The following is an 18,156-nucleotide window of genomic DNA, read 5'->3' as shown; positions in this document are numbered from 1 at the left end:
GGACATCACAAAGATTTGCATTCAATATGCGCTCGGCCCGTCAGGTTGACCCTGGTACGCGCCCCGCATACCTTCGAACGCATAGGCCAGGCATGTCCGCCGAACAATGACGTTCGTGGTATTTCTAACCGCCTGTGCTGCACGGCTTTACACAATTTTTACCTGCCGTGACCGGGTGGATATCTAAAGCTCGCCGCTAAAGACCAATTCAGGGGGGGCCGGTGCAACACGTCGAACAGCCAGTTGGCCAGGGTGCGGAGGACGCAGTCCCGTCCCGCATCGGCCGGATGCGCGAGACGCTCCCGTATGACCTGCCGGCCTCGTTGGTGGTCTTCCTGGTGGCGCTTCCGTTGTCGCTGGGCATCGCGATTGCCTCGGATGCACCGGTTCTCGCCGGTTTGATCGCGGCGATCGTTGGGGGCGTGGTCGGTGGATGGATCGGCGGTTCACCGCTGCAGGTGAGCGGACCGGCCGCAGGACTTACCGTCATTGTCGCCGATCTGGTGGCCCAGTTTGGTTGGGCAATAACGTGTTTCATCACAGTGATCGCCGGTGTCCTGCAAGTCATGTTGGGGCTCAGCCGGATTGCCCGGGCAGCTCTGGCGATCTCGCCGGTGGTGGTGCACGCCATGCTGGCCGGCATCGGGATTACAATCGCCCTGCAGCAAGTGCACGTATTGCTCGGTGGTGCCTCGAAGAGCTCGGCTTGGAGCAACGTCATCGGTCTGCCCGCACAGATTCTCGGTGCTCACCGGCCGGGACTCGTCCTGGGCCTATTGGTGATCGCTATTCTCGTTGCCTGGCGCTGGGTTCCGGCCCGGGTTTCCAAGATTCCCGGACCGTTGGTTGCGATCGTCGTGGTCACCGCTATCTCGATAATCTTCCCGTTCAACGTATCCCGAATAGTCCTGGACGGCTCTGTCCTCGAGGCGCTGCGCCTGCCATCGCTGCCGCACGGGAACTGGGGAGCAGTCGCCGTCGCAGTCATCACCGTCACCCTGATCACGAGCGTGCAGAGCCTACTGACGGCGGTATCGATCGACCGGATGCACACCGGGCCACGAACAGACTTCAATCGCGAGCTGATTGGCCAGGGCGCGGCGAATATCGCGTCAGGCGCCGTCGGTGGGCTTCCCATCGCGGGCGTAATTGTGCGCAGCGCGGCCAACGTGAGTGCCGGCGCAAAAACCCGCGCCTCGACGATCCTGCATGGCATTTGGATATTGCTGTTCGCCGTACCGTTTGCGGGACTCGTCGAAAAGATCCCCACGGCGGCCCTCGCCGGCCTTCTCATCGTGATCGGCATCGAACTGCTGAAGCCCGCACATGTCGAAACCGCTTTGCGGAATGGCGATCTCGTTGTTTACCTGGTGACCGTTCTCAGTGTCGTCTTCCTTAATCTGCTGCATGGCGTCATGATCGGACTAGCCCTGGCCGTCGCCATGACCGGATGGCGGGTGGTGCGAGCCAGGATCGATGCCAAACCCGTTGGTGACGGATGGCACGTCGTTGTCGAAGGTGCGTGCACCTTCCTGGCGCTGCCACGGCTGACCGGCGTCTTGGCCTCCGTCCCCGAACGTACTTCGGTCACCATCCACCTGCTCACGAATTATCTCGATCATGCAGCACACCAGGCGATCAGCGACTGGCAACGACGGCACTGCGCTACCGGCGGTCAGGTCCACGTTCGTGACACGGTCGACACGAGCGACTCTGACACCCTGGCCACCAGTGGCCTTATGGAATCGGTTGGCCCCAAGAGGAAGTCGCCGAAAACCAACCGCCGCAACGTGCACCTGAGCCTGGTCGAGGAGTTGTCCGCGTCCGGGGGCAAATAAGACCGACTATCGTGTCGGCGCCGCTAGGTCAAGTCGGTGGCAACCTCCTGCAAGGCGGCGAGGTGTTCATCGACACTCGCGAAGCCGGCCTTCATGGTGTTCACCGACAGGTGGCTGGCGCCGGCTCCGCCCTGATCGACCACGGTCGTCAGCGGGATTTTCCATTGCGGGCTGAGCGAATCGGTAATCGGTGTGAAGCATGATGTAGTCGTGACGGTAAAGAAGGTCAGTGGGGTGCTACGGGTCGGCGAGATGGAGCCGACATTCGAACACGAGTTGGCCGCGCGCTACGCGATTCCGAAGCTCCCCGACGGAACAGCGCGAACGCAGTTCCTTTCCGAGCATGGCGCCGAGGTGCGGGTGCTGGTGACGTCGGGATCACCCGGTGTCGATGCCGCCACTATTGCGGCACTGCCCAATCTGGAGGTGATCGTCAACAACGGCGCCGGGGTGGATCTGATCGATTTGGGTGCGGCGAGGCGGCGCGGCATCGGCGTGAGCAACACTCCCGATGTGTTGTCGGACACAGTCGCCGACACGGCAGTGGGTCTGATCTTGATGACGCTGCGCCGTTTCGGTGCCGCCGATCGGTACGTGCGCGCCAGCCGGTGGGCCCGTGAAGGCCCATTTCCCTATGCCAGAGATGTCAGCGGGCTGCAGGTCGGAATTCTGGGCATGGGCCGGATCGGTTCGGCTATCGCGACCAGGCTCCTCGGATTCGACTGCGCCATCGCCTATCACAACCGCCGCCGCGTCGAGGGATCGCCATTCCGCTTTGCCGAGTCCCCCGTGGAACTCGCCGAATCGGTAGACGTGCTGGTCATCGCCACGACGGGTGATCGCCACACCCGCAAGCTGGTCGACCGCGCTGTGCTGCGAGCCTTGGGCCCCGAGGGTTACCTGATCAACATCGCGCGGGGCAGCGTCGTCGACGAGGACGCGCTGGTGGAGTTGCTGGTCGCCGGGCAACTGGCCGGTGCGGGGCTGGACGTCTTCGCCGAAGAGCCGCAGGTGCCCGCGGAATTGCTCGAGTTGGACAATGTGGTGCTTCTCCCGCATGTCGGCAGCGCCACCGCGCGGACCCGGCGGGCCATGGCACTGCTGGCCATCCGCAACCTCGACAGCTACCTCGACAGCGGCGAATTGGTCACACCTGTCTTACCGCCGCGCCATTAGAACTTGCTAACGACGCGGTCCGCGGCCATGACCTGGTGATTCTGTACGGGTATCGGTCTGTGGCCGAAGCGATACTGGCAGAAGGTTATTGCTCCGAGCGCATCTGGGTATGCGACCTTCATGAGTCCACTACCGCCGGAGATTGCCATGCCAATGCGGCTGACGCTTGCCGGCACAGCTCGCCCCGATACGGCAGCGGAGTGGCGTCGTGTGCTGCAACGGTGGTTGCAGCAAGAGGTGCGCGCACCGGACGAAATCCGTGAGGACGTGGTTCTGGGCGTCAACGAGGCGCTGGCAAACTGTGTTGAGCACGCCTATCGCTCGCATAGCCAGGTCGGTGCCATGAGACTTCAGGCCAGCTTCGATCCCGAAGCCGAGTCGATTCGGGTCTGTGTCAGTGATCGCGGGAGCTGGCGGAAGCCGTCATCCAGGCACTCCAGCGACCCTTACGCGTCGCGCGGCATCATGCTGATGCACGGCGTCGCCAATCACTGCACCATCCATGCCCGTCCCAATGGCACCAGCGTCTACCTGGATTACGCGACCGACGTGGAGGCTGGCGCTCGCCAACAAGATTGGAGCCCGGCCCAGCCCGGATCAGACGCCTGACCGCGCCGATGGCGTGAACTTGACCGGCATCCTTTCCAGACCGCTGACGAAGTTGGCCGGACGCAGCGGCAGCGGTTCCTCGGAGGCCAGCTGCATATCGGGCAGGCGCCTCAGCAACCGATCCAGCATCGTCGACAACTCCAAGCGCGCCAGCTGGTTGCCCAGACAGAAGTGGGTTCCGAAACCGAACGCCAGGTGATTGTTGGGGTAGCGGTCGATGCGGAAGCTGTCCGGATCGCCGAAGACCGCCTCGTCGAAGTTCGCCGATTCGAACAGCAGGATTATCTTCTCGCCCCGCTTGAGCTGCGCACCGTGAAAGTCCAGTTCGGCGGTCATGGTGCGGGCCATGTTCTTGACCGGGGCGGTCCATCGCAGCATTTCCTCGATTGCGTTGGGTAGCAGCGTCAGGTCGTTAACCAGCTGCCGGTGCTGCTGTGGGTGCCGCAGAAGCTGCGCGGTTCCGCCGGACAGCGTGTGCCGGGTGGTCTCATCGCCGCCGATCAGGAGCAACAAAACTTCGGTGACGATCTCGTGCTCGGCCAGCTTCTCGCCGTCGACCTCCGCGTGCACCAGCACGCTGACCAGGTCATCGGTCGGATCCGCCTTGCGCGCGGCGATCATGCCCGTCATGTACTCGGTGTATGCGGCGAAGGCGTCCACCGAGACCTGGAAGTCCTCCTGCGCGGTCGTGCTGCTGAGCAGGGTCACCATGTCGTCAGACCAGCGAAGGAACATTTGACGTTCCTCCGGGAGCACCCCGAGCATGTCGCCGATCACCGCCATGGGAAGCGGAGCGGCGAGGTCCCAAACGAAGTCGCACTCCCCTCGCTCGCAGACGTTGTCGATCAGCGCATCGCACAGCGTGCCGATCGAGTGCGCCCGGTCCTTGACGCGCTTGCGGGTAAAGCCCGCGTTGACGAGCTTGCGCCGCAGCAGGTGCGCGGGGTCATCCATCGCGATCATCATCGGCGGCGCGTCCTGGTCCGGCCGGATCCCGCCGGCGTTGGAGAACAGCTCGGGCGCACGTTCGGCGTCGATGACCGCCTGATAGGTCGCCGCGGCCGCCAATCCGTTGCGGTCCCGAAAGACCGGTTCGTTCTCGCGCATCCACTGATAGACCGGCCTCGAGTCGCCCGCGTAGAAGGCGCCGTCCGTCAGATCAATGTCGGGCCGCAGCTGGCTGCGCGTATCAACAGTGCTTGGCACGGCTCACCCTCCCAGCATGCGCTCACTACCGTGAACCTTACAGTATGAGCTGTGGTATTTCCCACAAGCTTCAACCGGTTGGTGACAGACAGCGTTGAGGCCGGGTAAGCGATGGCCGCTCAGGCCCGCGAGGTGGCGTGTCGGCGGGCCTCACACGCGCACGCGGTACGGCAAGCGACGCAACGCATCTCAGATGCCTGATCGTCAGATGCCTGCGATGAGTTCCAAGTCCTTCAGAGCCGCCTCGAGGTGACCGAGCATCCGCTGTAGGTGCGGGACGCTGCGGCGACAACCAACGAGGCCGAAGTCCAGGTTGTCTGCATTGTTGGTTACGGTGATGTTGACCGCCTGGCCGTCGAGCGGGATCGACAGCGGATAATTTCCGTCCAATCGCGCTCCGCGCCAATATAATTGGTCGCGGTTACCGGTCGATACGTTCGAAATGACGATGTTGAACGGCGGTGCGGCCGCGGACAGGTAGCCGGGGATCAGACCGAAAAACAGCCCCCCGATGTTGAGCGCTGACAGCGCCAACTGCTGAACCGGTGGAAGCTCCCAGAACACCTCTTTGGTTTGGCGGATGGATGCGCTGATCGTCTCGAGCCGCTTCGCCGGGTCGTCGAGGTCGGTCGCGAGATTGCATAGGAAGGTTCCGACGTTGTTCCCGCCGCGGTCGTCGTCGTCCTTGCGCAGATTGACGGGCACCATGGCGGTCAGGGGTGTGTCCGGCAGGGCGTTCTGGTCGATGAGATAGGCGCGCAGGGCTCCGGCGGACATCGCGAGCACGATGTCGTTGATGGTCGCACCGGTTGCCGACTTGATCGCCTTGATGCGCTCCAGCGAGTAGGACTGGGCCGCAACCCGGCGGGCGCCGCCGATTCGCACGTTGAACATGGAGCGTGGCGCCCGAAACGGCAGGGTCAGTTGTTGTTCGAGCAGCGCCGCACGTGCGAGCTTGAGCGTGGACGGCGCCAAGGCGAGCGCCGACCCCGCGGTGCGGCCGAACCGGTCAAAGAGGGATGGCTGGTGCCGGCGTCCGCTGCGCTTGCGCGGGCCGAGGTTCCACGGAACGCGCACCTCGTCGTCATTTGGGTCGGACGTGAAGGCGCGCTGCATCAGGCGTAACGCCGAGACGCCATCCATCAGGGAGTGGTGATACTTCGTGTAGACCGCGTACCGCCCGTCCTGCAATCCCTCGACGAGGTGTGCCTCCCACATCGGACGGTGCCGGTCGAGCAGCCCGCCGTGCAGCCGGGAAGCCAACTCGAGCAAGTCTCGGACCCGTCCGGGTTCGGGCAGAGCCGATCGGCGCAAGTGGTAATCGAGTTCGACGTCCTTGTCGAAGGACCACGCGACATTCGTGATGCCGCCGAAGAAGGCGGGGTGCTTGCGGAACGTCGGCTGTAGGTCCGTGCGCTCGAGCATCGCCTGATACGCATCGCGCACGAAATGGGGACCGGCATCCTCCGGGGGTTCGAAGAGCTGCAGCGAGCCCACGTGCATCGGATGCTCGCGTGACTCACCGATGAGGAACAACGCGTCCGTCGGTAATATCGGTTCCATAGTCGTTCCCATTCCCTCCGCTGTGCCGCTCGTCCAGCGCATGCCCCCTTCGTATTAGCCACATGGGGCGATTGCTAATCCCGAATGGCCGGTCTGTTCACTCGCGGCCGTCAGAGCGCTTGCACGGGCATTCGTTTGGGTACTGACGCTCCAGGGGGTGATAATGCCGGCGGATTCGGGTTGTCCCAAGCGGATGGAGTTCGGACCGTGCGGCGGTGTGCGCCCGGACGGACAATGCGAGATGCGCCCGAGTCCTTGTGTGTTCGACGACGTCGTACCGTGGTCGGGCGATCGCCCCACCACCCGTCCCGCGCGTGCTCCGCGGGTGCTCACCGACTTCAGTGCCACCCCGTTCGATCCTGACGACATTGCGGCCACCGCGGCCATCCTGGCGCCCGGGTGCGACGCCGTCCTCGTCGGCGAACATCAGAACAAGCCCGACTTTCCGCCTACGCTCATGGCCTCGCTGCTGCTCGATGCAGGCGTGACGCCGTGGATCACGTTGTCGTGCCGGGACCGCAACCGGGTGGTCCTCGAGCAGGAACTGAGGGGATTGCGCAGCATCAATGTCGACACGGTGTTGTGCGTGACGGGCGACGGACGCGGCTACGACGTGCGTCCAGAAGTCACGCAGACCTTCGACCTCGACGGGCCCCGACTGGTGTCGCTGGCCGCGTCGGTCGGCATGGCCGCGGCGGTACCCGAGACGCCCACCGCCCCACCTGTGCACCGCCGACCGGCTCGCTTGGTCGAGAAGCAGCGAGCCGGAGCGAGCCTGGCGATCCTGAACCATGTGCCTTTTCCCGACATGGTCGCCGGTTTCATGACGGCCGCGCGATCGGCCGGCTTGACAATCCCGGTGATCACCTCGGTGGCGGTGTTCACCGACAGCATCTCGGCGGCGGTCCTGGAGAACTTGCCCGGACTTGAGATCGACCCCGTTGTGACACAACGGGTTTTGAGTGCAGCGGATCCGGTGGCCGCCGGTATCGCGGCGGCGGTGAGCGAGGCTCGAGCGTTGTTGGCGATCGAGGGCGTCGAGGGTGTCAACGTTTCGGGGCTGGCATCCGCTTCGGGCCCTCGCGTTGGCGCGGAGATCAAGGCCGAGGTCGGTCGTCGGATCCGGGCGGAGGCGCCTATGACGCGCGTCGCCGACGATGCAGAGCGTAGCGATGAGGAGGAGCGGCGCCTATGACGCGCGTCGCCGACGATGCAGAGCGTAGCGATGAGGAGGAGCGGCGCCTATGACGGACGCAATGGAGGCCGAGTTCGACACCGTAGCCGAATGGACCGCGCAGGTCGCGGCGGAACTCGGGCCGGACTATCACCTTCCTGCCGGGTGCCGGGGAAGCGGGAGTCCGGCCGCACTCGACTGGCTCATCGAGCGGATGGAGTTGGCGCCCGGGGCCGCCCTGTTGGATTCCGGCGCGGGCGTCGGAGGCCCCGCCGCCTACGCCGCCCGATCCGGCGCGGCGCGGCCCGTGCTCGTCGAACCCGAAACGGGCGCCTGTCGCGCGGCGCAGAAGCTTTTCGGTTTTCCGGTGGTGTGCGCTCTCGGATCGGCCCTGCCGGTGCGGGATGGCAGTTTCGACGCGGCCTGGTCGCTGGGCGTGTTGTGTACGACGCGGGATCAATTGGCGCTGCTCACAGAGTTGGGCCGCGTCGTGCGGCCGGGTGGGCGCATTGGGCTGCTGGTTTTCGTCGCGCACCGGGAAATACCGTCAAACATTTTGGAAGGCAATCACTTTCCGACGCCTAGCGAATTGCGTGAGCTATTGACCGGCGCCTCACTTCACGTCGAGCAGTGGTTAGGCACGGCGGCCCTGCCGCCGATCGACGACACGTGGAACGAGCGCGTCGATACCGTAGAGAGTGTTCTCGGTGAGCGGCACGGCCACACGGAAGCCTGGCAGCTCGCCGAACGTCAAAGTTCCAGGATCGGACGGCTGTTGGGCGATGGAACCTTGACCGGTGAGTTGCTGGTGCTACGTCACGCCTGAATGATGCGGCGGCAACACGTCGTGTCGGGCATGTCCTCGGCGGAGTGTGCGGTACCCGGGCGGTTGTCACCGACTCCGAGGGCGGCTGGCACCGGTGGCCAAGAAGATGACCCGTCGCGCGATCTCGATCGCATGGGCGGCGAAGTGTCGTAGGAGCGGCCCAACAGGGTGGCCTCCACGGCGGCGGCGACTTCGTGAGTCCGGTGCCGTACGTCGTCGGGAACGGCCGAATAGGGGTGACGGGTGCGGACGATCTCGGCGGTCGGTCAGCGCGTCCAGGCGCTGCTGGAAAGCGGTCCGCATCTTCACGGGATCAGCCCGTCAGCTCCAAAGAAACGTTTTCGTCGAGAACGGCCGTTAGCTAATTTCCTCGGCGAGCGCGCGGGCCTCCCGCTCGGTTTCGACGGCAGGCCCGGAGCCGGGCAACGGCTTTCGCGCTACTTCCGGGGTGAATAGCAGCGTGATGGCGCCCACTACGCCGCCGAATATCAGCATGTAGGCAGGCACCATCACGTTGCCGGTACCCGATACCAGCGCTTGGGCGATCAAGGGTGTGATACCGCCGACGAGCGATATCGAGATGTTGTACGAAATCGCCAGCGCCCCATAGCGCACGTTGGTCGGAAACAGAGCCGGCAGCATGGCCGGCCCGGTGCTGTCAAAGCACAATTCCATCAGGCCGATCGTCAGCACCCCGATGAAGATCACCGGGTATATGCCCCCGAAGCGGATGAGCAGGAACGCCGGGACGGACGCCACGATCAGCAGCCCGCAGCCCGTCCACATGATGGGTTTGACGCCGATGCGGTCGGACAAGCCGGCGACGAGCACCACGGTGACCATCAGTATCGCCAAGGTCGACACGATCATGACCAGTCCTGCGGTGCGCCCGACGCGGACGAAGAGCCTGAGGTACGTCGGCAGATATCCGGTGAGCATGAAGTCGGCGACCTGGGAGGTCAGCACCAGCGCCGCGCAGATCAGCATCGGGCGCCATTGGGTCGCGACCGTGCGCAGAATTTGCTGCCGACCTTGGCCACCCGATGCGGACGCAGCGTCGTGCGCGCTCTGGTAGGCGGAGGACTCCTTGAGCCGAAGCCGCAGGTACAAGGCGACCAGACCGAAGGGCAGCCCCAGCAACAGCGGAATCCGCCAGCCGTAGGTCAGCATGGCGTCATCCGGCAGCCAGGTCTGCAAACCCGTCACCAGCAACCCGGCCAGGACGAATCCGACCAGGTTGCCCATGGGCAAGAACCCGACCATCATGCCGCGTTTGTGGTCGGGGGCCTGCTCGACGAGATAGGTCATCGCGCCGACGTACTCGCCACCGGTCGATAGGCCCTGGAAAATTCGTGCGACGACGAGCAGGATCGGCGCCCAGATGCCGATGGCGCTGTAGGTGGGCAGCAGGCCGGTCATGGTGGTGCTCACCGTCATCATGAGGATGGTGACCACCAGGACTCGGTGGCGACCGATCCGATCGCCCAGCGGGCCGAAGATGAATCCGCCGAGCGGGCGCACGACGAATGCCGCCGCCAGCGTGCCGAAGGTCGCGATGAGGTGAACGCCGCTGACGTTCTTTCCGGGATAAAACACCTGGGCGATCGTGGTGGCGATGTAGCCGTAGACCCCGAAGTCGTACCATTCCATGAAGTTGCCGATCGCGGTGCCCATTATGGTTTGGCGCATCGCCGGATCGGCGACCCTGATGTCTTTACGTGCCCACTTCCTCCGGCGGCGTCGAATAACCATCGAGTGATGGCTTACCCGAAACATTTCGCGGACGAACCAGCGGGGTGGGGGTAATCACGCGCATCGACGGGAGATGCCAGTTAGGCGAGCGTCGCCGGAGTCACCGACGTCGGAATCCCGCCGCCGTGCAGGCCGAAATCGGTTATCCGCGTCACGCCGGCTCGTTCGCGGGCGCCGCTCATTGGCCTTTGAGGCTCCCGATGCGCAGCGAGAAATCGGCCGGCTTTCCCTGTGTCGGCTCGTCGAACTGTTCGACGTAGCGCTGCGGGTCACGATCCGTGATCGACAACCCCTTGGTGGTGGGGTGCTCGGCCATGAACTCGCTGTATTGACGGCCGAGCGCTTCCCGAAGCCCGATGGGCGCATTGCGGCGAAAGTCCGACAGGCCTTCTCGTTCCTCCTCGCCCATGTGATCGTCGTTGGCCACCCGGGTGCGGCCTACGGCCGCCCACCACTGCTCGCTGCCGAGTGGGGCGGCGTCGGCGTCGCGCACACCGTCGCGGATGTCATTGTGATCGCCGATCGCGTCGAGCGTCTCGCCTTCGGCGTCGTCACCCCCACGTTTCAGCAGTTGGGGGTAGAAGATCTTTTCTTCGATATAGGCGTGCACGTCCAGTTTGTCGGCGAGCGCACGCCACACTCGTTTGAGCGCGGGCCGGTCATCGGGGCGCTGGGCCTGCAGATCGTCCAGTCGCGCGAACTGTTCCCGAAACCACTCGTGGTCGGCGAGGATCAACATAGTGATGTCGTCCATCGCAGTGTCCCGCCTCTCTGAATGTCGGTCAGCCGGGCTTACCCCGCTCACCAGCTGAGGTAACAACTCGGCGCGGGATTCGTCAACCGCGTGTGCCGTCGGCGCCGCGGTCATCGGCGCTATGGCCCTGAACTGGAACTCGGCGGCAGGGCGCAGGCATCCGGGCGGATACACTGGGGCGTCAGTCAGCGGTCAGCTTCGATCGCACCCGTACGCCAATAAGATCAGTCAGAGGTTGTGCCTTGTCCGAAAAATCCGGCGATGCCGTCAGCTTGGAACCGCATTTCGAGGACGTACAAGCGCACTATGACCTCTCCGATGAGTTCTTCGCGCTCTTCCTAGACCCGACGCGGACCTATAGCTGCGCCTATTTCGAGCGCGACGACATGACGTTGGAGGAGGCGCAGTACGCCAAGGTTGACCTTTCGCTGGGCAAGCTTGGACTGCAACCTGGCATGACGTTGCTCGACATCGGGTGCGGGTGGGGCACCACCATCGTCCGCGGTCTCGAAAATTACGATGTCAACGTCGTGGGCCTCACGCTCAGCCGCAATCAGCAGGCACACGTGCAGCGGCGTCTTGACAGCCATCCGTCGCAGCGGTCCAAGCGCGTGCTGCTGCAGGGCTGGGAGCAGTTCGATGAGAAAGTCGACCGGATCGTGTCGATCGGCGCCTTCGAGCACTTCGGACGCGACCGGTACGACGACTTCTTCAAAAAGACCTATGAGGCGCTACCGGCCGACGGCGTCATGATGCTGCACACCATCATCAAGCCCAGCGACGAAGAGTTCGCCGAGCGCGGGCTGCCCATCACCATGACCAAGCTGCGCTTCATGAAGTTCATCATGGACGAGATCTTCCCGGGCGGGGACCTGCCACAGGCCAAGGGCGTCGTGGAGCACGCCGAGCGCGCGGGCTTCGGTGTCAAGCTGATCCAGCCGCTGCGCCTGCACTACGCCCGCACCCTTGACACTTGGTCGGCCGCGCTCGAGGCGCGCCGAGACCAGGCCGTCGCGATCCAGTCCGAAGAGGTGTACGACCGGTACATGAAGTACCTGACGGGCTGCGCCGACCTGTTCCGTGAGGGCTATACCGACGTCGCACAGTTCACCCTGACCAAGGGCTGACGCGCATCTCCCACCGGCCCGCTTGGCCGGAGTGCGGTTTACCGGTCCGATTCGGCGGGTAATTGGACGGCAACAACCTGATTCGGTGGGCGCCGGTGTTCTTCGGTGTGACGCCGCTGGAAGGATTAGACCGTGAGCGCCAAACACCGCATGCCGGATGCACCGGAGCGCAGGCCGACTTCCACCCATCGGGGTCGTCGGCGCGGGCTGACCGGCGCCGGCGCGGTGTGCGACATCGTCTCCGCGTCACTCTTGTGTGCCGCCTGCGTGACGGCGCTGATGCTCAACCTAGGCCAGCCCGAGAAGCGCGCTGTAGCCGCCGATCTGGAGCCGCCGGCGACCTCGCAACCGGTGAGCCAGGAAGGGACTGTGGTGGCCGTGTCGGCGAACTCGGTGACCATGCGCAGCGCCGACGGGCGTATCCAGACCTATCGATTCACCCAGGAAACCACCGTCGTCCCTCATGGTGCGCGCCAACCCATCACCACCGCACCGCATTTCGCGGTCAATGACAACGTCGTTGTGGTTGGGACGATCGAGGGTGCAACGGCGCTGGCTACCGCGGTCGCCTACTGCGGTGCAGGACATGGCGAGGCTTTGCCAATGGATTATTCTGACGGCCAAGCGATTCCATCTTGGCGTCACCTGAGCTTCGACTCCTAGAATTCGCGTTTCCTCGCAGAAACTTGTAACCCGGCCTGATCTGGGAGCGAGTGGGACACGGGAGGCGCCATGAGTGAGCACGAAGCGAAGATGATCATCTTGTCGACCGACGACCTGGACGAGTCGATCAGGTTCTACAGCGAGACCTTGGGCATGTCACTGAAGTTCCGCGACGGTGCGCACTTCGCGGCCATGGACGCGGGCCCGATCACGTTGGCGTTGGCGACCGCGATCGACCATCCCATCCCGGGCCAGGTCGTGGTCGGGATCAAGACCACCGACGTCGATGCCGCGGCGGAGGCTGTCGAGGCCAGCGGCGGCGGCATCGTGAAGGGCCCTTACGACGACGCCCATGAACGGCGCGCCGTGGTCTATGACAACAAGGGCAACGGCTTGGTGTTCTATAAGCCGTTGGACCGATAGCGGCCCACCTCCCCGAGAGTTCCGGTGCGCGTTTACTTTCCGGTGCGCTCGCGGTGTTTGCAACCCGGCCAGCAGCACGGCCGGCGCTTGCCCTCTTCCAACTCCTCCTGGGTCCGGCGGATGCGGCGCTCTCGGGTCACCTGTTGCTTGGCGTCCTCGACCCAACAGATGAACTCGTTTCGCGCCAGCGGAGTGATGTCCTTCCACGCGGCTAGTGCGGTGGCATTGCCGATCAGCGACTCGCGCAGATCCGCCGGCAACTTGTGCACGACACCGCCCGGCACGCGCTGGCCGCTCATCGGCCCACCAGATGCGCGCTGTCATCATGTAATTCGTCGCGGCGTAATGTCATCGGCGTGCGCGCCGGAACGTCGCCTCCCGCGACCACCGTGCGGGTGATCGGGGTGAGTGCCTGAAACAGCGTCTCCACCTCGTCATCGTTGAGGGCGTCGAGTGCGGACAGCGCCAGCGTGTCGGTCGTCGATTCGATGTGATCCTTCAATTGCCGTCCGGCCGCGGTCAGTGTTCCATCGCTGCTGAGTAACCCCCGCTCGGCGAGCGCTTGTTCGTGTTGACGCCAGGACGTCTCGTCGTAGTCACGGGTGCGTGCGATGTAGTCGCGAGGGACGTTGCCCGCCGCGGCGTGTAGGACGTTGGATTCTCGGCCTGAGACGCCGGCCGCGGCCAGCACCGCCACGTGGGCGTCGCCGCGCTGTTCGCGCAGCAGCGTGGTGGCGTGCCACAGGGCGGACAATGGATCGTCCGGCCAGGGCAGCGCCACATTGGCCGCGAACAGCGGGCGCGCATCGAGGGGCGCGTGCCGGGCCGCCCTGCTCGCCAGTTCGGCTGCAACGCGGACATTTTCATTTAAGCCCAGGCCGTAGCGGCGTAGCGCGGCCACCGCCGACTCTTGCCGAGCACGCAGTGCGGCCTCTGGACCCGCGATCTCCCATGCCGCGGGCAGTGCCTTAGCGACCCGTTCGGGCGCGAAGTTGTAGAACACCGCGGTGACCACCTCGCGGGGTAGGGCGCCGAGCGGTGCCGAGCGAGCCGCGAAATAGCCCATCCAGAAACCCCGGTAGCCCAGTGCGTCCAGCGCGGCCCGTGCCTCCGGTGCGAAGTACGTGACTGCGTGCACCGGTTCGTAGCGATCGAAAAAACGTCGGGCCAGCAGCGGTTGTCGTCGCATGTTCGCAGTTAACCACTGGCGCAGCCCACCACCAAGCACGGACCTGCGGTAGAAAAGCTCCTCAGTTTAGGCTCGGGTGGTGACCATCCCCTATGACCAGGCTTTGCGTGTGCGGATACGGAACCATCTGGACGGCCACGATCGTCGCGTGCTGACCGATCCGACAAAGCGGCACGCGGCCGTCGCGGTGGTACTGGTCGATTCGGAGGTGGGGGAGGATCGGGTCGATCCAGTGTCGGTAGACGAGTGGAATGGCGGACGTCCGATGCCCGCCACCCATTTGGACGGCCGCATGGTCGATGTCTCCGGCGGGGCCGCGTTTTTGCTGTGCCGCAGGGCGTCTCGTCTCAGTTCACATGCGGCCCAATGGGCACTACCGGGTGGTCGGCTCGATCCCGGCGAGACGGCGGTCGACGCCGCGCTGCGAGAACTGCGTGAGGAGGTCGGCGTCGAGCTGTCCGATTCGACCGTGCTGGGTTTGCTCGACGACTACCCCACCCGGTCCGGGTACGTGATCACACCGGTAGTCGTGTGGGGAGGAGGACGGCTGGAGCCTCGCCCCGCGCCCGACGAGGTGGTGGCCGTTTACCGGGTGGGGCTCCACCAGCTCCAGCGTGATGACTCGCCCCGGTTCATCACAATTGCGGAGAGCCCGCGACCGGTCGTGCAGATCCCGTTGGGAAATGACCTCATTCACGCACCGACCGGCGCCGTGCTGCTGCAGCTGCGCTGGCTGTGTCTGGAAGGGCGAGCCGACCCGGTCGACGGGTTGGAACAGCCGGTTTTCGCGTGGAAGTAAACCAGTCGGCGCCGGCTCAGCGATCTCCTCGACTCCGACCCGGTGCACCGAACATCAACGTGGCCAATTCGACCAGCGATGCGCCCGAGAGGTCGACGCCCGTGGCTTCGAGGTATGGTTCCCGGCCGGGGCCGTATTCCTGCGGTCGCGCGACGAAACCGGTGGCCAGGCCGCTGTTCTGAGCCGCCTCGAGGTCGGTGGGGTGCGCCGCCACCAGCATCACCTCACCGGGTTCCAGACCGAGCAGATGCGCGGGCGTCTGGTAAGCACGCGGATCGGGCTTGTAGGTTTTGCCGACATCGGACCCGAGCACCACATCCCATGGCAGACCGGCGTACTTCGCCATATCGACCAGCAGTCCGGTGTTGCCGTTGGACAGCGGCCCGACGATGACGTGTCGCTTCATGGCCGCGATGCCGTCGACACTATCCGGCCACGGTGGCAACCAGCGCCACGACCGGGCGAGTGCCTCCACCTCCTCGCTCGGCAGCACTTCGGCGGCGATACCGAACTTCTCAAACGATGCGAGGAGGTTTTCTTCATGCAAAATGTCCAGCGACACGAACTCGCGACGGCCCGAAAGGACCTCGGACATCGATGGCAGGTACCGTCCGCGCCATTCCAGCGCGAAAGCCCCGGAGTCGACGCTGAGGTGGTGGCGCTGCGCGAAATCGCGTACTGAGGCGGCGATCCCGGAACGCCAGTCGACGACCGTTCCAAAGGTATCGAACAAAACGGCACGTACAACCCGGCCGGTCGAGGGCGAACGATATTCGGTCATTCCTCAGGCTAACGTCGCCGGCCTTCGATCGGCCCATGCGCGCCCTCCGCGAACGCTGACCCGTTCCCCGGACTCATCGGCGGGCAGCAGCGCGGCGCCGTGATCGTGCGGTACGCGCAACGCCGTCGGACAGGCGACGTTCGACGATGCTCAGCGCGCGCTCAGCCCATCGAATGTTCTCCTCTTCGAACGAGATTCCGCGCGTGAGTGTCAGGTAGGGGCCAACTCGGTCGACCTGGGCGAGATAATCCTCTTCGCTGCGGCCGTCCAGCATTCGCGCCCGCAGCCGTTCGTAGCGTTGTGCTTTGGCGACCGCCCAATCCCGTCGTTCCCGAATGAATCCGCGGACCGCCTCGAGGTCTCCGGCGTCGGAGGCCTGGACCTTGACCAGCAATTCATCGCGGATGACCGACGGCTTCGGCGCCATGGTGGTGAACTGCCGGATCGCGTCACGGCCCGCCTCGGTCAGCGAGAACATGCGCTTGTTGGGCCGGCGTTCTTGCTGCACGATTCGGGCCTGGATGAGGCCTTGCTCAGCCAGCCGGTCGAGTTCGCGATACAGCTGCTGGGGGGTGGCCGGCCAGAAGTTGGCGACCGAGGCGTCGAAATCTTTGGCCAGGTCGTACCCGGATGATTCACCCTCGAGGAGGGCGGCCAACACCGCGTCACGCAGCGACATCGATCGATGCTACAACAACACGATTATTCAATAAAGTGATTAATCGCATCTGGACATTTACCTGCCGGCGCCCTAGCGTCAGATCCACCTACTCAACTAGTTGACCATGTGAGGTCGCGATGCACCCGTTCCGCAAAGCCGTCGAAGACCGCGACGAGAAGGGCATCCAAGCGATGTTGGCCGACGGCGTGGTCTTCACCAGCCCGGTGGCCTTCAAGCCCTATGTCGGCAAACCGATCACCGCCGCGATCCTGCGCGGTGTGTTGCGGATCTTCGAAGACTTCCGCTACGTCCGCGAGATCCACGACCCCGGCGGTCGGAATCACGCCTTCGTGTTCGAGACCGGGATAGCGGGGGCCCCGGGCATGAAGATCACCGGTTGCGACTTCCTGCACTTCGACGACGACGGCCTCATCGACGACTTCATGGTGATGGTGCGGCCGCTTTCGGGCGCGACGGCGCTGTCCGAGGCGATGGGTGCCCAGTTCGATCGCATCCAACGGGAGGCGCTCGAATTGGCCAATCAATCCGGTACCGCGTAAAAGTAATGACCATGCGGATTGGACTGGGCATCAACTATGCCGGCGGCTTCAAGGACGTTGCCGCCGAAGTGGCCGACCTGGAACGCGCCGGATTGGACATTGTCTTTGTCCCCGAGGCGTATTCGTTCGACGCGGTGAGCGCGCTGGGCTACCTGGCGGCGAGCACCGAACGCGTCGGGTTGGCCTCGGGCATCCTGCAGCTCTACACCCGTACCCCCACCCTGACCGCGATGACCGCGGCCGGCCTGGACTACGTCTCCGACGGTCGGTTCACCCTCGGCCTGGGCGCCTCCGGCCCGCAGGTTATCGAGGGCTTCCACGGTGTTCCCTACGATGCCCCGATCGGGCGGACACGTGAGGTCATCGACATCTGCCGCCAGGTGTGGCGCCGTGAGACCGTGCAGCATGAGGGCAAGCACTACACGATCCCGCTGCCCGCCGGCCAGGGCACCGGGCTCGGCAAGCCACTCAAGCTGATCAATAAACCTGTCCGCGAGCGCATTCCGATACTGATTGCCGCGCTGGGGCCCAAGAATGTCGAACTGGCGGCCGAGATTGCCGAGGGCTGGCAGCCGATCTTCTATCTGCCTGAGAAGGCGCGCGACGTGTGGGGGGATGCGCTGGCTGCTGGCCGGGCCAAGCGTGACCCCGACTTGGGTGAGCTCGACATCTATGCCGGCCCCGTTCTGGCCATTGGCGAAAATGTCGAGGCACTAAGGGAATTCGTCAAGCCGCACCTGGCGCTCTACATCGGCGGAATGGGCGCCAAGGGCAAGAACTTCTACCACACCCTGGCCACCAGATACGGCTACGGCCCCCAGGCCGACCGGATTCAAGAGCTCTACCTTGCCGGTGACAAAGACGGCGCCGCCCAGGTCGTGCCCGACGATCTGGTGCGAGACGTCAACCTGATCGGCACCCGTGAGTTCGTCAAGGAACGATTGGCGGCGTTCCGCGAGGCAGGGGTAACCACCCTCAATGTGGCGCCTATCGCCTCCACGACGGGTGAGCGGATCAAGCTGATCGAAACGCTGCGCGAACTCGTTTGATCCGGG

At 64.6% G+C, this 18,156-nt stretch carries 19 protein-coding genes and 1 pseudogene; 11 read left to right on the top strand and 9 right to left on the bottom strand.

The window, feature by feature from the left end; all coding sequences use genetic code 11:
• Positions 1 to 287: 287 nt before the first annotated feature.
• Complete coding sequence (locus tag AC5Y4F_RS18975) at positions 288 to 1,838, top strand: SulP family inorganic anion transporter (protein ID WP_067937215.1); 1,551 nt, start codon at positions 288 to 290, stop codon at positions 1,836 to 1,838.
• Positions 1,839 to 1,861: 23 nt separating this feature from the next.
• Here the strand turns inward: AC5Y4F_RS18975 and AC5Y4F_RS18970 are convergent.
• Positions 1,862 to 1,963: pseudogene (locus tag AC5Y4F_RS18970) on the bottom strand (LLM class F420-dependent oxidoreductase); the annotation flags it as partial.
• Between the two features lie 85 nt (positions 1,964 to 2,048).
• Between AC5Y4F_RS18970 and AC5Y4F_RS18965 the strand changes: the two are divergent.
• Together AC5Y4F_RS18965 and AC5Y4F_RS18960 are read left to right on the top strand one after the other, a co-directional pair.
• The gene (locus AC5Y4F_RS18965; RefSeq protein ID WP_499997855.1) at positions 2,049 to 3,014 is read left to right on the top strand and encodes a 2-hydroxyacid dehydrogenase; all 966 of its coding nucleotides are present in this window, start codon (positions 2,049 to 2,051) and stop codon (positions 3,012 to 3,014) included.
• A 153-nt stretch (positions 3,015 to 3,167) separates the two neighbouring features.
• Positions 3,168 to 3,623, top strand: coding sequence for an ATP-binding protein (locus AC5Y4F_RS18960; protein ID WP_067937213.1), 456 nt, complete (start codon positions 3,168 to 3,170; stop codon positions 3,621 to 3,623).
• On the opposite strand, the gene AC5Y4F_RS18955 is transcribed toward AC5Y4F_RS18960, so the two are convergent.
• Both AC5Y4F_RS18955 and AC5Y4F_RS18950 read right to left on the bottom strand, forming a co-directional pair.
• Entirely contained in the window at positions 3,612 to 4,829 is a 1,218-nt protein-coding gene (locus tag AC5Y4F_RS18955; RefSeq protein WP_499997854.1) for a cytochrome P450, read from the bottom strand. The two genes, AC5Y4F_RS18960 and AC5Y4F_RS18955, sit on opposite strands and share 12 nt — an antisense overlap.
• Positions 4,830 to 5,033: 204 nt before the next feature.
• Positions 5,034 to 6,392, bottom strand: coding sequence for a WS/DGAT/MGAT family O-acyltransferase (locus tag AC5Y4F_RS18950; protein ID WP_499997853.1), 1,359 nt, complete (start codon positions 6,390 to 6,392; stop codon positions 5,034 to 5,036).
• Between the two features lie 142 nt (positions 6,393 to 6,534).
• Between AC5Y4F_RS18950 and AC5Y4F_RS18945 the strand changes: the two genes are divergently transcribed.
• Entirely contained in the window at positions 6,535 to 7,587 is a 1,053-nt protein-coding gene (locus AC5Y4F_RS18945) for a methylenetetrahydrofolate reductase (protein ID WP_499997879.1), read from the top strand.
• A 49-nt stretch (positions 7,588 to 7,636) separates the two neighbouring features.
• Positions 7,637 to 8,392 carry a class I SAM-dependent methyltransferase gene (locus AC5Y4F_RS18940; RefSeq protein WP_499997852.1) on the top strand — a complete coding sequence of 252 codons (756 nt, stop codon included), beginning with the start codon at positions 7,637 to 7,639 and terminating at the stop codon, positions 8,390 to 8,392.
• Positions 8,393 to 8,749: 357 nt separating this feature from the next.
• Here the strand turns inward: AC5Y4F_RS18940 and AC5Y4F_RS18935 are convergent, their stop codons facing one another.
• Complete coding sequence (locus AC5Y4F_RS18935; protein ID WP_067937207.1) at positions 8,750 to 10,081, bottom strand: MFS transporter; 1,332 nt, start codon at positions 10,079 to 10,081, stop codon at positions 8,750 to 8,752.
• 241 nt (positions 10,082 to 10,322) lie between these two features.
• Positions 10,323 to 10,898: a hemerythrin domain-containing protein gene (locus tag AC5Y4F_RS18930; RefSeq protein ID WP_067937205.1), complete on the bottom strand. Its 576-nt coding sequence runs from the start codon at positions 10,896 to 10,898 to the stop codon at positions 10,323 to 10,325.
• 242 nt (positions 10,899 to 11,140) lie between these two features.
• Between AC5Y4F_RS18930 and AC5Y4F_RS18925 the strand changes: the two genes are divergently transcribed.
• The 3 genes from AC5Y4F_RS18925 (at position 11,141) to AC5Y4F_RS18915 (ending at position 13,111) form a co-directional block, all read left to right on the top strand.
• A complete protein-coding gene (locus tag AC5Y4F_RS18925) occupies positions 11,141 to 12,025 on the top strand; it encodes a cyclopropane mycolic acid synthase family methyltransferase (protein WP_499997851.1) in 885 nt (294 codons plus the stop codon).
• Between the two features lie 132 nt (positions 12,026 to 12,157).
• Positions 12,158 to 12,688 carry a hypothetical protein gene (locus tag AC5Y4F_RS18920; protein ID WP_499997850.1) on the top strand — a complete coding sequence of 177 codons (531 nt, stop codon included), beginning with the start codon at positions 12,158 to 12,160 and terminating at the stop codon, positions 12,686 to 12,688.
• A gap of 69 nt (positions 12,689 to 12,757) precedes the next feature.
• Positions 12,758 to 13,111, top strand: a complete 354-nt coding sequence (locus tag AC5Y4F_RS18915) for a VOC family protein (protein WP_067937200.1) — start codon at positions 12,758 to 12,760, stop codon at positions 13,109 to 13,111.
• 32 nt (positions 13,112 to 13,143) lie between these two features.
• Here AC5Y4F_RS18915 and AC5Y4F_RS18910 read toward each other — a convergent pair whose 3' ends face one another.
• A complete protein-coding gene (locus AC5Y4F_RS18910) occupies positions 13,144 to 13,410 on the bottom strand; it encodes a YdeI/OmpD-associated family protein (protein WP_067937198.1) in 267 nt (88 codons plus the stop codon).
• On the bottom strand, positions 13,407 to 14,300 hold the full coding sequence (locus tag AC5Y4F_RS18905; protein WP_499997849.1) for an SCO6745 family protein: 894 nt from the start codon (positions 14,298 to 14,300) through the stop codon (positions 13,407 to 13,409). The genes AC5Y4F_RS18910 and AC5Y4F_RS18905 overlap by 4 nt, the downstream gene beginning before the upstream one ends.
• Before the next feature lie 79 nt (positions 14,301 to 14,379).
• Here AC5Y4F_RS18905 and AC5Y4F_RS18900 point away from each other — a divergent pair, with 79 nt between their 5' ends.
• Positions 14,380 to 15,099 (top strand): NUDIX hydrolase, encoded by a 720-nt coding sequence (locus tag AC5Y4F_RS18900; RefSeq protein ID WP_067937265.1) that lies wholly within the window; start codon positions 14,380 to 14,382, stop codon positions 15,097 to 15,099.
• Between the two features lie 16 nt (positions 15,100 to 15,115).
• Here the strand turns inward: AC5Y4F_RS18900 and AC5Y4F_RS18895 are convergent, their stop codons facing one another.
• The gene (locus AC5Y4F_RS18895; RefSeq protein WP_499997848.1) at positions 15,116 to 15,880 is read right to left on the bottom strand and encodes a haloacid dehalogenase type II; all 765 of its coding nucleotides are present in this window, start codon (positions 15,878 to 15,880) and stop codon (positions 15,116 to 15,118) included.
• A gap of 73 nt (positions 15,881 to 15,953) precedes the next feature.
• Entirely contained in the window at positions 15,954 to 16,559 is a 606-nt protein-coding gene (locus tag AC5Y4F_RS18890; RefSeq protein WP_499997847.1) for a PadR family transcriptional regulator, read from the bottom strand.
• Between the two features lie 119 nt (positions 16,560 to 16,678).
• Between AC5Y4F_RS18890 and AC5Y4F_RS18885 the strand changes: the two genes are divergently transcribed.
• Positions 16,679 to 17,101, top strand: a complete 423-nt coding sequence (locus tag AC5Y4F_RS18885; protein ID WP_067937190.1) for a nuclear transport factor 2 family protein — start codon at positions 16,679 to 16,681, stop codon at positions 17,099 to 17,101.
• An 11-nt stretch (positions 17,102 to 17,112) separates the two neighbouring features.
• The gene (locus AC5Y4F_RS18880) at positions 17,113 to 18,150 is read left to right on the top strand and encodes an LLM class F420-dependent oxidoreductase (protein WP_067937263.1); all 1,038 of its coding nucleotides are present in this window, start codon (positions 17,113 to 17,115) and stop codon (positions 18,148 to 18,150) included.
• Positions 18,151 to 18,156: the final 6 nt, after the last annotated feature.

This window comes from Mycobacterium sp. NGS56 (assembly GCF_059812425.1).
Note: the sequence above shows the minus strand (reverse complement) of the source record. Positions and strands in the feature narration are given on the sequence as shown.